The organism is Faecalibacterium tardum (genome assembly GCF_040096515.1).
GTDB classification, from domain to species: Bacteria; Bacillota; Clostridia; order Oscillospirales; family Ruminococcaceae; genus Faecalibacterium; species Faecalibacterium tardum.
Genome location: NZ_JBBMEO010000021.1, coordinates 1 through 16,770 on the forward strand (window position 1 = coordinate 1; position 16,770 = coordinate 16,770).

15 protein-coding genes are annotated in these 16,770 nt (G+C 59.5%); 4 read left to right on the forward strand and 11 right to left on the reverse strand.

Annotation, left to right across the window (positions count from 1 at the left end; all coding sequences use genetic code 11):
* Positions 1–416 precede the first annotated feature (416 nt).
* The 4 genes from WMO44_RS10910 to WMO44_RS10925 all read right to left on the reverse strand — a co-directional run bounded on the left by WMO44_RS10910 (position 417) and on the right by WMO44_RS10925 (position 4,741).
* Complete coding sequence (locus WMO44_RS10910; RefSeq protein WP_349152604.1) at positions 417–1,187, reverse strand: tRNA threonylcarbamoyladenosine dehydratase; 771 nt, start codon at positions 1,185–1,187, stop codon at positions 417–419.
* Positions 1,188–1,197: 10 nt separating this feature from the next.
* A complete protein-coding gene (gene mnmA / locus WMO44_RS10915) occupies positions 1,198–2,301 on the reverse strand; it encodes a tRNA 2-thiouridine(34) synthase MnmA (RefSeq protein WP_349152605.1) in 1,104 nt (367 codons plus the stop codon).
* A 68-nt stretch (positions 2,302–2,369) separates the two neighbouring features.
* Complete coding sequence (locus WMO44_RS10920; RefSeq protein WP_349152606.1) at positions 2,370–3,806, reverse strand: CCA tRNA nucleotidyltransferase; 1,437 nt, start codon at positions 3,804–3,806, stop codon at positions 2,370–2,372.
* Positions 3,803–4,741, reverse strand: a complete 939-nt coding sequence (locus WMO44_RS10925) for a ribonuclease Z (RefSeq protein WP_349152607.1) — start codon at positions 4,739–4,741, stop codon at positions 3,803–3,805. The genes WMO44_RS10920 and WMO44_RS10925 overlap by 4 nt, the downstream gene beginning before the upstream one ends.
* Positions 4,742–4,854: 113 nt before the next feature.
* Here WMO44_RS10925 and WMO44_RS10930 point away from each other — a divergent pair, with 113 nt between their 5' ends.
* Positions 4,855–5,037, forward strand: coding sequence for a hypothetical protein (locus tag WMO44_RS10930; RefSeq protein ID WP_015537487.1), 183 nt, complete (start codon positions 4,855–4,857; stop codon positions 5,035–5,037).
* 278 nt (positions 5,038–5,315) lie between these two features.
* On the opposite strand, the gene pyrB is transcribed toward WMO44_RS10930, so the two are convergent.
* Positions 5,316–6,266, reverse strand: coding sequence for an aspartate carbamoyltransferase (gene pyrB / locus WMO44_RS10935; RefSeq protein ID WP_170126663.1), 951 nt, complete (start codon positions 6,264–6,266; stop codon positions 5,316–5,318).
* Positions 6,263–7,573, reverse strand: coding sequence for an adenylosuccinate synthase (locus WMO44_RS10940; RefSeq protein ID WP_435387735.1), 1,311 nt, complete (start codon positions 7,571–7,573; stop codon positions 6,263–6,265). The genes pyrB and WMO44_RS10940 overlap by 4 nt, the downstream gene beginning before the upstream one ends.
* A 252-nt stretch (positions 7,574–7,825) precedes the next feature.
* On the opposite strand from WMO44_RS10940, the gene WMO44_RS10945 reads away from it, so the two are divergent.
* Positions 7,826–8,737, forward strand: coding sequence for a LysR family transcriptional regulator (locus tag WMO44_RS10945; RefSeq protein ID WP_097779228.1), 912 nt, complete (start codon positions 7,826–7,828; stop codon positions 8,735–8,737).
* A 54-nt stretch (positions 8,738–8,791) separates the two neighbouring features.
* On the opposite strand, the gene WMO44_RS10950 is transcribed toward WMO44_RS10945, so the two are convergent.
* On the reverse strand, positions 8,792–9,583 hold the full coding sequence (locus WMO44_RS10950; RefSeq protein ID WP_349152608.1) for a YoaK family protein: 792 nt from the start codon (positions 9,581–9,583) through the stop codon (positions 8,792–8,794).
* A gap of 182 nt (positions 9,584–9,765) precedes the next feature.
* On the opposite strand from WMO44_RS10950, the gene WMO44_RS10955 reads away from it, so the two are divergent.
* Entirely contained in the window at positions 9,766–10,176 is a 411-nt protein-coding gene (locus tag WMO44_RS10955) for a NifB/NifX family molybdenum-iron cluster-binding protein (RefSeq protein WP_349152609.1), read from the forward strand.
* Between the two features lie 465 nt (positions 10,177–10,641).
* On the opposite strand, the gene WMO44_RS10960 is transcribed toward WMO44_RS10955, so the two are convergent.
* The 4 genes from WMO44_RS10960 to WMO44_RS10975 form a co-directional block, all read right to left on the reverse strand.
* Positions 10,642–11,523 (reverse strand): aldose epimerase family protein, encoded by an 882-nt coding sequence (locus WMO44_RS10960; protein WP_349152610.1) that lies wholly within the window; start codon positions 11,521–11,523, stop codon positions 10,642–10,644.
* A 43-nt stretch (positions 11,524–11,566) separates the two neighbouring features.
* Entirely contained in the window at positions 11,567–11,719 is a 153-nt protein-coding gene (locus WMO44_RS10965; protein ID WP_181969051.1) for a hypothetical protein, read from the reverse strand.
* A gap of 75 nt (positions 11,720–11,794) precedes the next feature.
* Positions 11,795–13,285, reverse strand: coding sequence for a UxaA family hydrolase (locus WMO44_RS10970; protein ID WP_118658762.1), 1,491 nt, complete (start codon positions 13,283–13,285; stop codon positions 11,795–11,797).
* A gap of 84 nt (positions 13,286–13,369) precedes the next feature.
* Complete coding sequence (locus WMO44_RS10975; RefSeq protein WP_055186780.1) at positions 13,370–14,884, reverse strand: tagaturonate reductase; 1,515 nt, start codon at positions 14,882–14,884, stop codon at positions 13,370–13,372.
* Between the two features lie 321 nt (positions 14,885–15,205).
* Here WMO44_RS10975 and uxaC point away from each other — a divergent pair, with 321 nt between their 5' ends.
* Complete coding sequence (gene uxaC, locus WMO44_RS10980) at positions 15,206–16,639, forward strand: glucuronate isomerase (RefSeq protein WP_349152611.1); 1,434 nt, start codon at positions 15,206–15,208, stop codon at positions 16,637–16,639.
* The last annotated feature ends 131 nt before the right edge of the window (positions 16,640–16,770 follow it).

A 16,770-nucleotide genomic window follows, 5' to 3' on the forward strand; every position in this document is an offset into this window, starting at 1 on the left:
GAAGCGAAAAAAGCGTTAAAGCGATAGCGCCGACTGGCGCAGCGCTAGCTTTTTTGTGCTTCGACTTCTTCTTTAGGATTGTCAAGGGCGAGCAGCCCTTGGCCCGTTGCGGGGTGGGTGGAGTCCAGAGGTAGGGAGGGGGGACTCGGAACACCCCTCCCTGCCTCTGGCCCAGCGGAGCGTCTTTGCACGCTTGCGGCAAGCAGATACCTTTACCCGCAGCGCCGCGCTTTCGCAGAAAGCGGCGCTGCAACTGCTGTTTTTCTCCACGACCCCACCTGTGAAAATGGGGTTCAGAAACGCCCGCAGGCGTTTCTGAACCCCGAAATAAAAAATACTATTTCCTTAGCTTATGCGCAGAGCAACGCGGAGCGCATTCCAAATCGTCCCACGCAGTAAGGTAGCTGCGGCCTGTTTTACCCCTTCAGCGGTACAAAACCCACAAGGTCCTTGACCACCTCGCCGGCGATGATCAGACCGGCCACCGAGGGCACAAAGGCGTTAGAACCCGGCACGGTGCGCCGTGCAGTGCACTTGCGCTGAGTGCCCGGGGGACAGATGCAGTGGTTCTTGCAGCTGATGGAGTCATCCTCGATGGGAGTCATGACAGGCTCCTTGGAGTAGACCACCTTCAGGTGCTTGATCTTGCGCTTGCGGCACTCGATCCGCATCACCTTGGCAAGCGGGCAGACCGAGGTCTTGTAGATGTCAGTCACCTCAAAGCGGGTGGGGTCCATCTTGTTGCCTGCGCCCATGGAGCAGATGATGGGCGTGCCCGCCTCCTTGCACTTCATCACCAACGCCAGCTTGCCGGTAACGGTGTCGATGGCGTCCACCACATAGTCGTACTGGGTAAAATCGAAATCGTCCTGCGTATCCGGGCCAAAGAAGCACCGGTGGGTGGTCACCTTGATGTTGGGGTCGATATCGCGGATGCGCTGTTCCGCCACATCCACCTTATACTGCCCTACCGTGCTGCGGGTGGCGATGATCTGACGGTTGAGGTTGGTCAGACAAACCTTATCGTCGTCGATCAGATCCAGTGCGCCCACGCCGCTGCGTGCCAGCGCCTCCACCGTATATCCGCCCACGCCGCCAATGCCAAACACTGCCACCCGGGCGTGGTGCAGCTTTTCCATAGCCTCTGCACCCAGCAGCAGCTGGGTGCGGGAATATTGATCCTGCATTTTGTTCTCCTTACTTTTCTACGCGGGTGATGGTGCCGCCGCCCAGCACCACATCGCCCTGATACAGCACGGCAGCCTGCCCCGGGGTGGGGGCACGCTGAGGCTGGTCGAATTCCAACCGGAAACCGTTTTCTGCGGGGTAGACGGTGGCCTGCTGCTCGGCCTGATGATACCGGGTGCGGGCGGTGACCCGCAGCGGCCCGGTCAGTTCCGGGATAGCGATCCAGTTCACATCCTCTGCGTAAACGATGCGGTCAAACAGTTCACTCTCCGGCCCGACCGTAACGGTATTGGCCTGCATATCCTTGCCGCAGACATACACCGGCGCACCCAGCGCGAGACCAAGTCCCTTGCGCTGCCCCAGCGTGTAGCGCACTGCACCGCTGTGTGTGCCCACCACCTTGCCGCTCTGATCCAGAAAATCTCCGGCGGGGTAGTGCTTGCCGGTAAACTGCTCCATAAAGCGGGCGTAGTCGCCGTCCGGCACAAAGCAGATATCCTGACTGTCGTGCTTCTGGGCGTTGATAAAGCTGTGCTCCTGCGCGATCTTTCGCACCTCGGTCTTGTGCAGCGCACCCAGCGGCAAGCGGATATGCGCCAGCTGCTCCTGTGTGAGGTTATACAGCACATAACTTTGATCCTTGCCCTCGTCCAGCCCCTTTTTCAGCAGCCAGCGGCCGGTGGCTGCGTCCTGTTCCACCCGGGCGTAGTGGCCGGTGACCACATACTCCATGCCGTGCTCTGCGGCCCAGTCCAACAGGTGGCGGAACTTCATATATTTATTGCAGTCGATGCAGGGGTTCGGGGTGCCGCCCGTCTCGTAGACGCGGATAAACTTTTCAATGATCTGTGCCCGGAAGTCAGCGGTGAAATCCAGCACCTGATACGGCATATCCAGTGCAAAGGCCACCTCGGCGGCGTCCTCGATATCCTTTTCCGAGCAGCAGGTCTGGTAACCGGACTGTCCCAGCGTTTCGTTGTGGGTAAGCCGCATGGTGATGCCGGTGCAGTCGTAGCCTGCCTGCTGCATCAGACAGGCCGCCACCGAGCTATCCACGCCGCCGCTCATGGCAATGAGGGCGCGGGGACGGTTTGCAGGGTTCTGAGTGGTCATAGGTTCTCCTTTTATGGGTTCAACATACTAAAGCAGTAGTATAATACTACCGCAGCACAAACCGCTTGTCAAGACGCTATAATTTTCTGCGCCGCAGCCAGCAGCGCCGGTTTTTCGTTGGGATATTCTGCGCGGATGACGCCGTCCAGCAGCGCTTCCAGCACCCGGCGCAGCGCAGGCCCTGCCGGGATGCCCGCCGCCATCAGGTCGCGTCCGTTCACCGCCAGCTGGCTCACCCGGCAGCATACGCCATCGGCATCCAGCTGCCGCGCCCGCTGCGCTGCAAGGGCGCAATCCGGGGCATTCTGCGGGTGCAGCGCCGCGCACAGCGCACACAGCCGCTCCACGGTGCACAGCCCATATCGGCCTAAAAGCTGCCGGATGGCAACCTCTCCCGCGTGTGCGGGAGTTTCTCCGAGGACCGTCCGCTGGGGTGGGACCCTGCTGCCGCAGGCAGTAGGGCGGGCGATGGAATGGCCTGCAACGGCAACGACTGCCGCCTGCGGCGGAAACAAGGAGTTGCTGTTGGGGCAGCGGCCAACAGGATGCGAGTGCTGTTCAAGGCACGAAGCATCCGTTGGGTGCCGCAACTCGAACTCGTGTCCGAGGAGAAAGCTCCCGCACACGCCCTCCCCTGCCGTTTCCCGCACCAGCACTGCGGTTTCCTCGATGCAGGCATTAGAGCAGCGCAACCGTTTGAGTACCCGGCGGGTGTCGGTCTCGCCCAGAGCGCCCAGCAGCGCCGCCCAGCGCACCGGCAGGTTTTCCTCCCCCGCCGGGCAGGCATCCACCACCTGCTTTGCGGCTTCAAGCGCCGCCGGGGTCAGCTCCGGCAGCACCACAGCCAGCACGGCGGGCTCCAGATATGCCCCCGGCTGCGGGGCTGCCAGCAGCTTTGCCAGTTCCTCCTGAATGCGCTCGGCAGAGATGCAGTCTAAGTGGGGTGCCAGCTGCCGCGCCGCCCGGGCGGTGGCTGCGTCCAACGCAAAGCCGAACCTTGCGGCAAAGCGGTACAGCCGTAGGATACGCAGCGCATCCTCAGTAAACCGCTGCTGCGGCTCGCCCACCGCCCGCAGCAGACCATTTTGCAGGTCTTTTTGCCCGCCAAAGGGGTCTACCAGACCCTCGGCTTCATTATACGCCATGGCGTTGATGGTAAAATCCCGCCGGGCAAGATCCTCCCGCACGTCCGGTACGAACTGCACTTCGTCCGGGTGACGGCCATCGGTATAGCTGCCCTCGGTGCGAAAGGTAGTGGTCTCGTACAGCTGCCCGCCGTATTTGATGGTGACCGTGCCGTGCTGCAACCCGGTGGGGATGCACTGCTCTGCCCCGAACAGCTCCATCACCTGCTGCGGCAGGGCGCTGGTGCACAGATCCCAGTCGTGGGCGGTGCGCCCCAAAAGGCTGTCCCGCACGCAGCCGCCCACGGCATAGGCTGCGTAGCCCGCCGCGTGCAGGGTGTCCAGCAGGGCAGCTGCCCCGGGGTCAAGTGTCAGCTTCATTCCTCGTTCTCCTCGTAATGCAGGGTGATGCGCTTGCCGTCAAAGCCGCATTCTGCCGCCGGGAAGATGCTTTGCGCCTGTGCAAGCTGCTGTTCCGGGTCGGTGATCATGGGGGAATAGTGCACCAGCCACAGCCGCTTTACACCAGCCTTTGCTGCCAGCGCCGCGCTTTGACCAAAGGTGCTGTGTCCCCACTGCGCGGCCTGCTCCTGCTGCTCCGGCAGGGCATAGGTGGCATCGCAGAGCAGAAGGTCTGCGCCCTGCGCTGCCTGCTCCAGCGCCGGGCAGGGCGCACTGTCGCCAGAAAAGACGAACCGCAGCCCCTTGCGGGGCGCGCCCAGCACCTCGGCGGGCTGCACCATACGCTCTGCCAGCGGCACAGCCTGTCCCCGCTGCAAAAGCCGCCACTGGGTCACCGGTACGCCCAGTGCCCGCGCCTTTTCCGGGTCGAACCTACCCGCCCGGGGCAAGTCCAGCCGGTAGCCCAGACTGCGCACCCGGTGCTTTGTTGCCACCGGCAGCAGCATTGCCCCGGCGGGCCATCCATCCGAAAGAGCATCCAGTGCCACAGGCTGCCCGGCGCGGCAGACAAGCGGCTTTACTGCGTAAGGCAGCGGCCCGGTCAGAGCATACACTGCCCGCCAGACCTCCAAAAGCCCCTCCGGACCCAGCAGCACCAGCGGACGGGTACGCCCCTGCGCCCCAAGGGTCTGCAAAAGCCCGGGCAGGCCAAAGATATGGTCCCCGTGGTAGTGGGTCAGACAGATGGCGTCCGCGCGCATCAGGTTCACCCCGGCGCGGCGGGCAGCGGTCTGGGTGCCCTCGCCGCAGTCCAGCAGCAGGCTGTGCCCGCCGCACTCCGCCACCGCAGCGGTCAGGGCGCGCTCCGGCAGCGGCATGGTGGCAGCCGTGCCCAGCAGTGTAATGGTCAGCATAAGCAGTTCCTCCGTGGTTCTTCCCTGTTATCTTACCACAAACCCCGCTTGTGCACAATTCTTTCTGCCACGGCATAAACTGGGCAAAGCCTTGAAAAGGGAGGGCGCAGCCTATGCAGCGTGACCGCAGAAAACGCTATTCCCCTGCCCGGCATCCGGTGCTTTTGCGCAGGGTGCTTTTGGTGCTGTGCATTCTGGCGGTGCTGTGGCTGGGGTACAGCTGCATGATGCCGCAGCTGCTTTTTTCTGCCCGGGGCACCATGATCTTTATGCCGGACCCGCCGCTGCGGGGGTAGCGGGACGATTTGAAATGCGCGCCGCGTTTGCTTTGCGCATATTCAGCGGAAGAATTATTTAAAATTCGCAATTCTGGAAAATCTGCGGAGCTTGTCGGGGCAAAACCCCTCCATCTGCTAACGCAGACCGCTCTACCACTTAAAAGCCCCACTGGGGCTTTCATTGCTGCGCAAACGCGGATTTTCCAGAATTGCCTTTTCACGGGAGGGGTGTAAAGGCGAGAGACGCAAAAACAGGGCTGCTGCACATTGCTTTGTGCAGCAGCCCTGTTCACAACTTATATACTTTCCAGTACCTTTTTCCCGGTCAGCGGGTCGGGGATGCCCAGCAGTGCCAGTATAATGGCCATGCGGATATACACACCGTTATGCACCTGATCGAAATAAGCGGCGCGGGGGTCGTTGTCCACGTCCGGCTTGATCTCGTCGATGCGGGGGAGCGGGTGCAGCACCGGCATGGTGGGCGGCGCCAGCTGCAGCAGCTTTTCGTCCAGTGCATAGCAACCTTTCAACCGCAGATAGTCCTCCTCGTTGAAAAAGCGCTCCTGCTGGATGCGGGTCATGTACAGTACGTCCAGCCCGGGCAACTCGGCTTCAAGGTCGGCGGTCTCTTTATAGTTCTGGTGCAGCGGGGTCAGGGTCTCGTCCTTGACGTACTGCGGGATGCGCAGCTCCTCCGGCGAGATGAACACGAACCGGTTGCCCTCGAACTGGCTCAGCGCGGCGGTGAGGGAGTGCACCGTCCGGCCGAACTTGAGGTCGCCGCAGAAGCCGATGGTCAGATGATCCAGCCGCCCTTTGCGCTGGCGGATGGTCATCAGGTCGATCATGGTCTGGGAGGGGTGGGCATGGCCGCCATCGCCTGCATTGATGACCGGCACCCGCGCATACATGGACGCCCGCAGCGGTGCGCCCTCCTTGGGGTGGCGCATGGCAATGACGTCTGCATAGTTGCTTACCACGCGGGCGGTATCGGCCACCGTTTCGCCCTTGCTGGCGCTGGAAAGCTGGGCCCCTGCAAAGCCCAGCGTCTTGCCGCCCAGCCGCAGCATGGCGGATTCAAAGGAAAGGCGGGTGCGGGTGCTGGGCTCGTAGAACAGAGTGGCCAGAATGCGGCCGTCGCACAGGTGGGCGTAGGGGGCGGGGTCAGCCTCCATCCGGTCGGCAAGGTCGAGCAGTGCCAGCTGCTCAGCCAGAGAAAAGCTGCCGGGCTCAATAAAATGTCTCACAGCCATTCTCCCTTCAGCACAAACTTTTCGCGCTCGGCACCGGTGGAAACGAACTGGATCTCGTGCTCCAGCTGCTTTTCAAGGAATTCCACATAGGCTTTGGCTTCCTTGGGCAGCTCTGCCCAGCTGCGGCAGCCGGAGATATCCTTGTTCCAGCCGGGCAGCAGCGTGACCACCGGCTGCACACGGTCAAGGTCGGACAGAGTGTCGAAGCGGGGGACCTCCACACCGTCCAGCTTGTAACCGGTGATGACCGGGATCTGCTTCATGCCGCTCAGCACATCCAGCTTGGTCAGCGCGATCTTATCCGCACCCTGACACTGCAGGCCGTAGCGGCTGGCAACGCAGTCAAAGGGGCCCACCCGGCGAGGACGTCCGGTGGCTGCGCCGTACTCGCCGCCGGCCTTGCGCAGCTTTTCGTTCCACGCTTCGTCCATTGCATTCTCTGCTGCAAAGGGGCCTGCGCCCACACAGGTGGAGTAGGCTTTCAGCACACCCACCACATGGTCGAGCTTGCAATTAGGGATGCCCGCACCCAGCGGTGCGTAGGCTGCCAGCGTATTGGAGCTGGAAGTGAACGGGAAGATGCCGTAATCGATATCCCGCATTGCGCCCAGCTGCGCTTCCAGTACGATGCGCTTGCCGCTATCGTGCGCCTGCTGCAAGAAAGCGCCCACGTCGCAGATGAAGGGCGCAAAGTACGCCGCCTGCTGCCTGCACCAGTTCAGCAGGGCATCGTAGCTCATGGGCTCCTGATGGTAGCAGCCCGCCAGCTCCATGTTTTTGGCGTCCAGAATCATGTGCAGACGGTTCTGGGTGCGCTCCTCGTCCAGATGCAAAAGGTCACCCAGACGCAGGGTCTTTTTACGGTACTTGTCGCTGTAAGCGTAAGCAATGCCGCGCCGGGTAGAGCCGAACGCGCCGCCCTTCTTGGCAAGGCGGTCCTCTTCCAGCCCGTCCTGTACCTTATGCCACGGCATGGAGATAGTAGCCTTATCGGAGAGCTTCAGGTTCTCCGGCTCCACCTTCACCCCGCGCGCCTCGATGGCCTCCATCTCCCCGGCCAGATGCTCGAGATCGATCACCATACCGGTGCCCAGCACGCAGGTCACCTCCGGGTGCAGGATGCCGGAAGGCAGCAGGTTCAGGATGAACTTGCCCTTCTCGGTCACAACGGTATGACCGGCATTGTTGCCGCCCTGATAGCGCGCAACGATATCGGCATTTTCGGCCAGCAGGTCGATGACGCGGCCCTTGCCCTCATCGCCCCAGTTGATTCCAGTAACAGCAGTCAGCATAAACTTCATTTACCTTCTTTTTCATTCTTGTTTCCTGTTCGCGGTGTTTATTATACGAGCATGCAGAGAATATGTAAAAAGTATCCTGCGTATAGCAGCAATATGTTTTTTACATTGCAAAGGCTGTTGCCCGCATCCGGCACAGTCAAGCCGTAAAAAGCGCTTGCAATTCCGGCGCACCGTGCTATGATACAAGAAGAGCATAAAGCCGCTTCTGCCGCAGGCCGCGCCGGAAGCCCGACAGGAAAGAGGGCCGCACTCATGTATGTAGACTGGGAATACTACAAAATCTTTTACTATGTGGCAAAGTATCAGAACTTTACCCGCGCGGCGCGGGTGCTGGGCAATAATCAGCCCAACATCACCCACGCCATGAACCGGCTGGAAAGCCAGCTGAACTGCGTGCTGTTCATCCGCTCCAACCGGGGCGTCACCTTAACGCCGGAGGGCGAATTGCTGTATTCCCGCATTGCCTCGGCGGCGGTGCAGATCCAGGATGCAGAGGAAGAGCTGAGCGCCACCGCCACGCTGGAGCACGGTGCCATCAGCATCAGCACCACAGAGACCGCTTTGAATATCTACCTGTCGGAAAAGCTGCGCGCTTTCCATACCGAGTACCCGGGCATCCGGCTGCGCATCTCCAACCACTCCACTCCGCAGGCGGTGCAGGCGGTACGCAACGGCGAGGTGGATTTTGCCATCGTGACCACCCCCGCAGAGGTTGAAAACGGGCTGAAAATGGTAGAGCTGATGCCCTTTTATGAGGTGCTTGTGGGCGGAAAGACCTTTACGGCGCTGGCCAGCCAGACCCTGAGCCTGAAGGAACTGGCCGGTTATCCCCTGATCTGCCTGAACGAGGAGAGCATGACCCGCAGCTTTTACCGGCAATTCTTTTTGGAACATGACGCGGTGCTGAAGCCGGACACCGAGGCTGCCACCACCGACCAGATGCTCACGCTGGTCAAAAGCGAGCTGGGTCTTGCCTTTGTGCCGGAGCCCATGGCAGCACCCCTGCTGGCCAGCGGAGAGCTGGTGCAGCTGCACTTGCAGGAGATCATCCCCTCCCGCTCCATCTGCCTTGTGTACGATCATCACCGCCCGCTGAACACCGCCGCCCGCAAGTTCCAGCAGCTGCTGACCAAGGCCGGGGCACGGAGCACCGAACGCAAATAAGCCAAACAGCAAGGGGCTGCTGCACCAATGATGGTACAGCAGCCCCTTTTTCTGTTATTTCCGGGCGCTCTGTTTCAGCTCCCGCTGTTCTTCCTGCAATTCCTGCTTCAGGGCGCGGTCGATTTCCCGGGTCTCCTGCCGGATGACGGTCAGATCTTTTTCGATGACCGGGTTCTCTTCCAGCTCCTCCCGGATGAACATCAGCGCAAAGCTGACCAGCAAAAAGCAGCAGGAGATCCAGATGGCTCTGCCGCCCAGCTGCGCCGCGCTCTTGCTGCCCAGCCCTGCCCCCAGCGCGAACAGGAATATGATGCCGAAGTAGCGCACCATCCTATCCTTTGCGTGGGGCTCATGGGAGTTGCGCCAGATGCAAAAGGCCTCCACGCCGCTGCGCAGGTCACCGATACACATGGTACTGGCAAAGGCGTAGCCGTTCACCTTGCGGAAAGCCTGCACCTGCATGGCGCAGGAAAAAGAAACGATGGCGTTAGCCAGCAGGTTCTGCGATTGGGGCAGAAAGCCCACCGCGAACAGCAGCAGCACCTCGCCCAGCACCACCAGCTGCCGCCAGTGCAGCCGCTGCATTGCCTGAAAGCGCTCCCGCATTTCTTCCGCAGCCAGAACCCCCAGTGCAAAGGCGCACAAAGGCACCAGATAGTGCAGCACCTTATCCCACCGGCCATCCATGATATTGGCGCTCAGCAGCACGATATTGCCGGTCTGGGCATTGGCAAACACCTTGCCCCGGAACAGATAGGTGTAGGCATCCTGCAAGCCGCCGGACAGCGAAAGGAACACCGCTGTAAGAAAGGACTCGGACATTTGTCCGCGATGCTTTGTTTTCATACTTGTACCCTCTTTTCGGGCTCTATTATAATACATTTTGCAGCAGTTTCTGATATCATTTTTACATACCGGCTATGTTTTCCGCCCCAAAAGGCGCAAAAACCGCGGGTGCCCTTCCCTATTTCACCGCAATCTGTTAGAATAGGGAGAGAAAATCTCGTACACAGGAAGGAGTTTTTAGTATGAAGATCGCAATTCCTTATGAAAACGGTCAGGTGTTCCAGCACTTCGGCCACTCTGCACAGTTCAAGCTGTACACCGCCGAGGAGGGCCGCATCACCGGTGCCGAGGTGGTCTCCACCGACGGACAGGGGCACGGTGCACTGGCAGGCTTTTTGGTGCGCAACGGCGTGAACGTGCTGCTGTGCGGCGGCATTGGCGGCGGTGCACAGATGGCACTGGCACAGGCCGGCATCCGGCTGTGCGGTGGCATCACCGGCGATGCCGACAGCGCTGCGGCGGCTTATCTTGCCGGCACGCTGGTCTTTGACCCCAACGCCCGCTGCACCCACCATGACCACGAGGAGGGTCACAGCTGCGGCTCTCACGCCTGCCAAGCCGACAAGGGCGGCTGCGCCGGCAATTGTCACTAAAGGCCGCTCCCCTTTCCGGGCTGGACGATTTTGAATGCCCTCCGCTTGCGCTCTGGGCATAAGCTGAGGAAAAAATATTTATAATTTCGGAATACCGGAGCGTCTGCGGACGCTCCGGTATTCCATTTTCACAGGTGGGTCGTGGCTGAAAACGGCATTCGCAGCGCCGCTTTCTGCGAAAGCGCGGCACTGCGGGTCAGCGTGCTAAATTTTCTTTACTGAAATCAAAAGCTTTGCACCATCCTGAGAAGAGCGCTCCTTTCCCGTGAAAAAGGGGCTCAGGAAAGTCCGCGTTTGCGCAGCAATAAAAGCCCCAGTGAGGCTTTTAAGCGGCAGAGCGGTCTGCGCAAGCAGATGGAGGGGCTTTGCCCCGACAAGCTCCGCAGACTTTCCTGAGCCCCAAATTAAGAATAATTTTTCCGCTGACTATGCGCAAAGCAGCGCGGCGCGCATTTCAAATCAGTCTCAGACCTTCTCGATGGTGATGCTCCACTCGCTGGTCATGGCCTCGTCCGGCTCCAGCACCTCGTGCTTGCCTTCCTCGTTCACGCTGTTTGCCCAGCCGTTCCAAGGCTCCATGCAGACAAAGCTCTCAGCATCCTGCTGCCACAGCACGCCGTTTTCAAAGGTCTCGTCGGCGTCTACGGTCACCTTGTGGCCGTTGCCCTTGTCGGTCAGGGTCATGGGGAACTGCACGCCGGTCAGCAGGCGGACAGAGTTGTCTGCGCCCTCCTTGCGGGTAAGGGTGATTTTCTCCGGGGCGGCGGGCTGCTCGCCCTTGGCGTTGTCGGAGCAGGTGGCGCACTTGATATCAAACTCCACATTCTCCAGCTTGGAGGTGGTAAAGTAGGGATGGTAGCCAAAGCTGAAGGGCATATCCGTGTTGCCCTCGTTGATGACGGTCAGACTGACCAGTGCCTTGTTGCCCTCAAGATTATAGTTGAGCAGCAGGGTGAAATCGAACGGGTACAGGAACTTGGTCAGCGGGGTGGACTCCAGTGCCAGCGTCACGCCGTCCGGGCCAACGCTGTCCACTTCCCATGCGCACAGGTCGGCAAAGCCGTGGGTCTCCATGGGGTAGGCCTTGCCGTCAAAGATGTGCACGCCGTTATCCGGGTTGCCGCAGCTGGGGAACAGCACCGGCACGCCAAAGCGGGGACGGTTGCACTCGGAGAAATTGGGGCGGCGGGTCCAGACGAACTCCTCACCGTCCAGCGTAAAGCTGGTGATCATACCGCCGCGCTCGGGGGTGATGGTGAGGGCGGTCTTTGCCTCGGGGTCGGTGATGACGTACTGCTCGTAGCAGGCGCCGTTCTCGGTGATGTACCGGGTGGTGATCTGATTCATAAGTAAAAGCCTCCTATTATTGCCGCCGGGTCGCCCCGGCGGGTCATTCCTTGTGCTCGGTCTGCCGTGCATCCAGCTTTTTGAAGTAGTAATCGATGCCGTAGCGGATAAAATATTTGATCAATCGTACTGCACCATAAATGATAGCCGCATAAAGCAGCAGTGTCAACAGCAGCACTCCATTTGCGCCCAACATTTTATACACTTCCTTTCTTTTTATGCACAAAAAGGCCGCCGTACCGCATTTTGCCGTACAGCAGCCCTTTTTCAGTTACAGAACCACGCCGTCCTTGAAGATGGAAATCTCGCGGAAGCCGTGCTTTTCCGCCTTGGTCTGCTCACCGCTGGCTACGCGGATGACCAGATCCAGCAGATCCTTTGCAGCCTCGTCGATGGTCTTTTCACCGTCGGCGATGACACCGGTGTTGAAATCGATCCAGCCGCCCTTCTTCTCTGCCAGCGGGGTGTTGGTGGAGATCTTCAGAGTGGGAGCCGGTGCGGAGAACGGGGTGCCGCGGCCGGTGGAAAACAAGATCAGGTGTGCGCCTGCTGCCGTCATGGCAGTGGCGGAGACCAGATCGTTGCCCGGGCCGTAGAGCATATTCAGACCCTTGGTCACCACGGGGTCGCCGTAGCCGATGACATCCATGATGGGGGCAGTGCCGCCCTTCTGCACGCAGCCGCAGCTCTTATCCTCCAGCGTGGTGATGCCGCCGGCCTTGTTGCCCGGAGAGGGATTATCGTACACCACCTCGTTGTGGCTGATGAAGTAATCCTTGAAGCCGTTGATCATGTGCTCGGCCTTGACGAACACTTCCTTATTGATGCAGCGGTCCATCAGGAAACCCTCTGCACCGAACATCTCGGGCACTTCGGTCAGCACGGTAGAGCCGCCGCGCTGACCCATCATGTCGGAGAAGCGGCCAATGGTGGGGTTAGCGGTGATGCCGGACAGGCCGTCCGAGCCGCCGCACTTCATGCCCACCACCAGCTCAGACACGGGGATGGGCTGGCGCTTAAACTGCCCGGCGTAGGCGGCCAGCTCCTTCAAAATATCGCGGGCGGCGGCAAACTCGTCCTCCACGTCCTGACAGGTCAGGAATTTGACGCGGTCGTGGTCGTACTCGCCCAGCTCTTCCACGAACTGATCGTGCTGCAGGTTCTCGCAGCCCAGATGCAGCACCAGAACGGCGGCGGCATTGGGGTGGCGCACCAGCGCAGCCAGCAGCTTGCGGGTCTGTGCATGGTCGTGACCGGTCTGGCTGCAGCCGAAGGGATGGGTGAAGGTATACAGACCCTCGATGGAGCCGGTGACCAGATCCTGATTGTCGGCTACCATCTTCTTGGCGATATCGTTCACACAGCCCACGGTGGGGATGATCCAGATCTCGTTGCGGATGGCGGCGCGGCCATCCTTGCGGCGGAAGCCCATAAAGGTCTCCGGCTCGACCTTAGGCAGCGGAGCCAGATCCGGGGCGGGGTTATAGCTGTACTCCACCTCGCCGGACAGGTTGGTGTGCACATTATGGGTGTGCATCCAGGTGCCGGGGGCGGCGTCTGCAGTGGCGTGACCGATGGGGAAACCGTACTTGATGACGTTCTCGCCGTTCTTAATGGGCTTGACTGCCATCTTGTGACCCTGCGGGATATCCTCCAGTGCAGTGACGGCAAGGCCGTCCACCTCCACCAGCGTGCCCTTGGCAATGGGGTGCAGGGCAACGACCACATTGTCGATGGGGCTGATATGAATTGCCTGCGGCATAGTTGTTCTCCTTATCGTATCGCACAAAAGGGCTGCTGCCCAAAGCAGCAGCCCTTTGTTGTGCGGGTAGGTTGATTTTTCAGCTTACAGGCAGCTCTTGTAAGCAGCCTCGGCACCCTGCGTGCGGATCATTTCCAGATCTGCCAGCACAGCGGCCTCCAGACCCTCGATCTTGGTCAGATCCTGATCCCACATCTGGGTGTTGGTCAGCACAGCGTGCACCAGCTGCGCAGCGGTGTCGTCCTTGTGTGCATAGTAGAAGTCCAGAGCCCATGCGTCGTCCTGAATCTTATAGGTGTTGCCTGCGGGGCGCTTGCAGATCAGACCGTCAGCGGTGCGCTCCTGAATATCGTTGGAGTAGAAGGCGATGTAAGCAGCCAGAGACATGGTCAGGCACTTGGGCAGCTGCTTCTGCTCCTCGATGTAAGCCAGGAAGGAGGGCATATTGCGGGCCTTCCACTTGGAGGTGGAGTTCAGGGAGATGCTCATCAGCTCGTGGTTGACGAAGGGGTTGTTGAAGCGATCTTCAACAGCAGAGGCAAAGTCCTCCAGATCCTTCTTGTCCAGCGGCAGGGTGGGGATGATCTCCTCGTGCAGCATCTTGTTCATAAAGCCGCGCACGGTGTCGTTGTGCATGCAGTCGCGGACGATATCAAAGCCTGCCAGATAAGCGCCCAGCACAAAGCCGGTGTGTGCGCCGTTCAGGATGCGGACCTTGCGCTTCTTGTAGGGGGTAACGTCGGGCACGACCATGACGTTGACGCCGGCCTTCTTGAACGGCAGCTTGTCCTCCAGACCTGCGGGGCCCTCGATGACCCAGACGCCGAACACTTCGCCCACGTCCAGAACAGCATCGTGGTAGCCATTGGCCTCTTCCAGAGCGGCCAGCTCCTGCGGGTCACGGATGCGGCCCGGAACGATGCGATCCACCAGAGTGGAGCAGAAGGTGTTGGCAGTGTTCATCCAGTCGATGAAGGCGGGCTCCAGATCCCAATCCTTGGCATAGTTGTTGCAGCACTTCTGCAGCTCCTTGCCGTTGTTGTCGATCAGCTCGCAGCTCAGGATGACCAGACCCTTATCGGCAGCGCCGTTGAAAGCCTTGTAGCGCTCGAACAGCACGCGGGTCAGCTTTGCGGGGAAGCTGTTGGGGGGAACCTGATCGAACTGGCTGTCGCCCTTGGTGTAGGCAATGCCGGCCTCGGTGGTGTTGGATACAACAGTCTCCAGATCCTCGGAGCGAGCCAGAGCCAGAACCTCGTCCCACTTGTTATCGATGTAGGGGCACACGCAGTCGGACACGCAGGAGATCACCCGCTTTGCGTCCACCTTCTGGCCCTTTTCGCTGCCGCGCAGGTACAGGGTGTACAGACCCTCCTGCTCGTTGATCCAGTCTGCCATCTGGGGGAAGTTGCCGATGGGCTGCACCAGCTTGACCTTGCCGTTGTAGCCGGCCTTCTCGTTTGCAATATCGTAGAAATAGTCCACGAAAGCACGCAGGAAGTTGCCTTCGCCGAACTGCATCACCTTAACGGGAGCATCCTTTAGGATGTAGCCGTTGTAGCCAGTGCCTTCCAGAACCTTGTAGTTCAAAGTTTCCATCTTATTGATCTCCTTTATAAACTTGCTTTGCATGGCAGGCTCTCGTTTTCCCTGCCATCTTCTGCTCCTATTTTATGCTGTTGTATACAAAGAAGTCAAGTGTTTTGTGCAATGTTTTTAGTCCAAAAATGGCTATTCAGCGCATTTCCAGCGGTTTATACAATTCTGAGGGTGAAATTTTGGCAGTTTTTCAGTTGTATACATCGGCATTTTCCGGTATACTAAGGATAAGGCAGCCTGCCCGTCCAAAGCAGGTGCAATTTCATGCCCGTTTTTGTCTAAATTTTAACAAACTCATCAGAGAAAAGGAGTTAAAATCCCATGAAAGCATTTATGGATAAGGACTTCATGCTCCAGTCTGCTACCGCACGGCATCTGTATCACGACTATGCAGCTGCTATGCCCATCTGCGACTATCACTGCCACATCCCTCCCCGTGAGATCTACGAGAACCGCCGCTTTGAGAACATCACTCAGGTGTGGCTGGGCGGCCGCAACCCGGACGGCAGCTATTTCGGCGATCATTATAAGTGGCGTGTGATGCGTTCCAACGGCGTGCCCGAGGAGTACATCACCGGTGACAAGCCCGACCGCGAGCGCTTCCAGAAGTTTGCCGAGGCTCTGCCCATGGCCATTGGCAACCCCATGTACCACTGGACCAATCTGGAGCTGCACGTTTTCTTCGGCTACGACGGCGTGCTGAACGGCGACACCGCTGAGGAAGTTTGGAACCTGTGCAACGACAAGCTGCAGCACGATCCCAAGCTGACCGTCCGCGGCCTGATCGAGCAGAGCAACGTGGCCTTTATCGGCACCACCGATGACCCCATTGATGACCTGTACTGGCACAAGAAGATCAAGGAAGATCCCACCATCAAGTTCACCGTGGCTCCCTCCTTCCGTCCTGACAAGGCCGTCAACATCAGCAAGCCCGGCTTTGCCGAGTACATGGGCAAACTGGCTGCCGTTGTGGGCAAGGAAAAGCTGGCCTGCATCGACTGCGTGACCGATGCCCTGACCAAGCGCATCGAGTTCTTTGCCGAGATGGGCTGCCGCGCTTCTGACCACGGTCTGGACTACGTTCCCTACCGTGAGGCAACCAAGGACGAGGTGAATGCCATCTACCAGAAGGTGATGAACGGCGAGAGCTGCACTGTGGAAGAGGCTGAGAAGTACCAGACCTACATCCTGATCCATCTGGGCAAGCAGTACCATCGTCTGGGCATTGCCATGCAGATCCACTACAACTGCCTGCGCGGCGTGAACCGCAAGATGAACAGCCTGCTGGGCCCCGACACCGGCTTTGACATGATCAACACCGCCACCTGCGGCGGCGAGATCGCACAGCTGCTCAGCGCCCTGAACGACACCGACGAGTGCCCCAAGACCATCATTTACAGCCTGAACCCCGCCGACGATGCACAGATCGGCACCATTCTGGGCTGCTTCCAGAACAGCGAGATTCCGGGCAAGATCCAGCACGGCTCCGCATGGTGGTTCAATGACCACAAGATCGGCATGGAGGATCAGATGATCCGTCTGGCAAGCCTTGGCCTGCTGGGCAACTTTGTGGGTATGCTGACCGACAGCCGCAGCTTCCTGAGCTACACCCGCCACGATTACTTCCGCCGCATCCTGTGCAACATCATCGGCCAGTGGGTCGAGGACGGCGAGTATCCCAACGACGAGAAGGCTCTGGAGAAGATCGTCAAGGGCATCTGCTTCGACAACGCAAAGCGTTACTTCAACCTGTAAGTCCTTTTCCTGAACTGAATCCCCAGCGCCGCCCGCAGACAATGCCGTCTGCGGGCGGCGCTTTGTTTTGCCCTTTTACGTCTAAAATGCACCGGATATGCCTGTTTTTTCACCTTTCATCGGTCGTTTTC

Coding starts and splice junctions, on each gene's coding strand:
- WMO44_RS10910 (WP_349152604.1), bottom strand. CDS start 1,187: ATGCAGGATCAATATTCCCGCACCCAGCTGCTGCTGGGTGCAGAGGCT.
- mnmA (WP_349152605.1), bottom strand. CDS start 2,301: ATGACCACTCAGAACCCTGCAAACCGTCCCCGCGCCCTCATTGCCATG.
- WMO44_RS10920 (WP_349152606.1), bottom strand. CDS start 3,806: ATGAAGCTGACACTTGACCCCGGGGCAGCTGCCCTGCTGGACACCCTG.
- WMO44_RS10925 (WP_349152607.1), bottom strand. CDS start 4,741: ATGCTGACCATTACACTGCTGGGCACGGCTGCCACCATGCCGCTGCCG.
- WMO44_RS10930 (WP_015537487.1), top strand. CDS start 4,855: ATGCAGCGTGACCGCAGAAAACGCTATTCCCCTGCCCGGCATCCGGTG.
- WMO44_RS10940 (WP_435387735.1), bottom strand. CDS start 7,573: ATGAAGTTTATGCTGACTGCTGTTACTGGAATCAACTGGGGCGATGAG.
- WMO44_RS10945 (WP_097779228.1), top strand. CDS start 7,826: ATGTATGTAGACTGGGAATACTACAAAATCTTTTACTATGTGGCAAAG.
- WMO44_RS10950 (WP_349152608.1), bottom strand. CDS start 9,583: ATGAAAACAAAGCATCGCGGACAAATGTCCGAGTCCTTTCTTACAGCG.
- WMO44_RS10955 (WP_349152609.1), top strand. CDS start 9,766: ATGAAGATCGCAATTCCTTATGAAAACGGTCAGGTGTTCCAGCACTTC.
- WMO44_RS10960 (WP_349152610.1), bottom strand. CDS start 11,523: ATGAATCAGATCACCACCCGGTACATCACCGAGAACGGCGCCTGCTAC.
- WMO44_RS10965 (WP_181969051.1), bottom strand. CDS start 11,719: ATGTTGGGCGCAAATGGAGTGCTGCTGTTGACACTGCTGCTTTATGCG.
- WMO44_RS10970 (WP_118658762.1), bottom strand. CDS start 13,285: ATGCCGCAGGCAATTCATATCAGCCCCATCGACAATGTGGTCGTTGCC.
- WMO44_RS10975 (WP_055186780.1), bottom strand. CDS start 14,884: ATGGAAACTTTGAACTACAAGGTTCTGGAAGGCACTGGCTACAACGGC.
- uxaC (WP_349152611.1), top strand. CDS start 15,206: ATGAAAGCATTTATGGATAAGGACTTCATGCTCCAGTCTGCTACCGCA.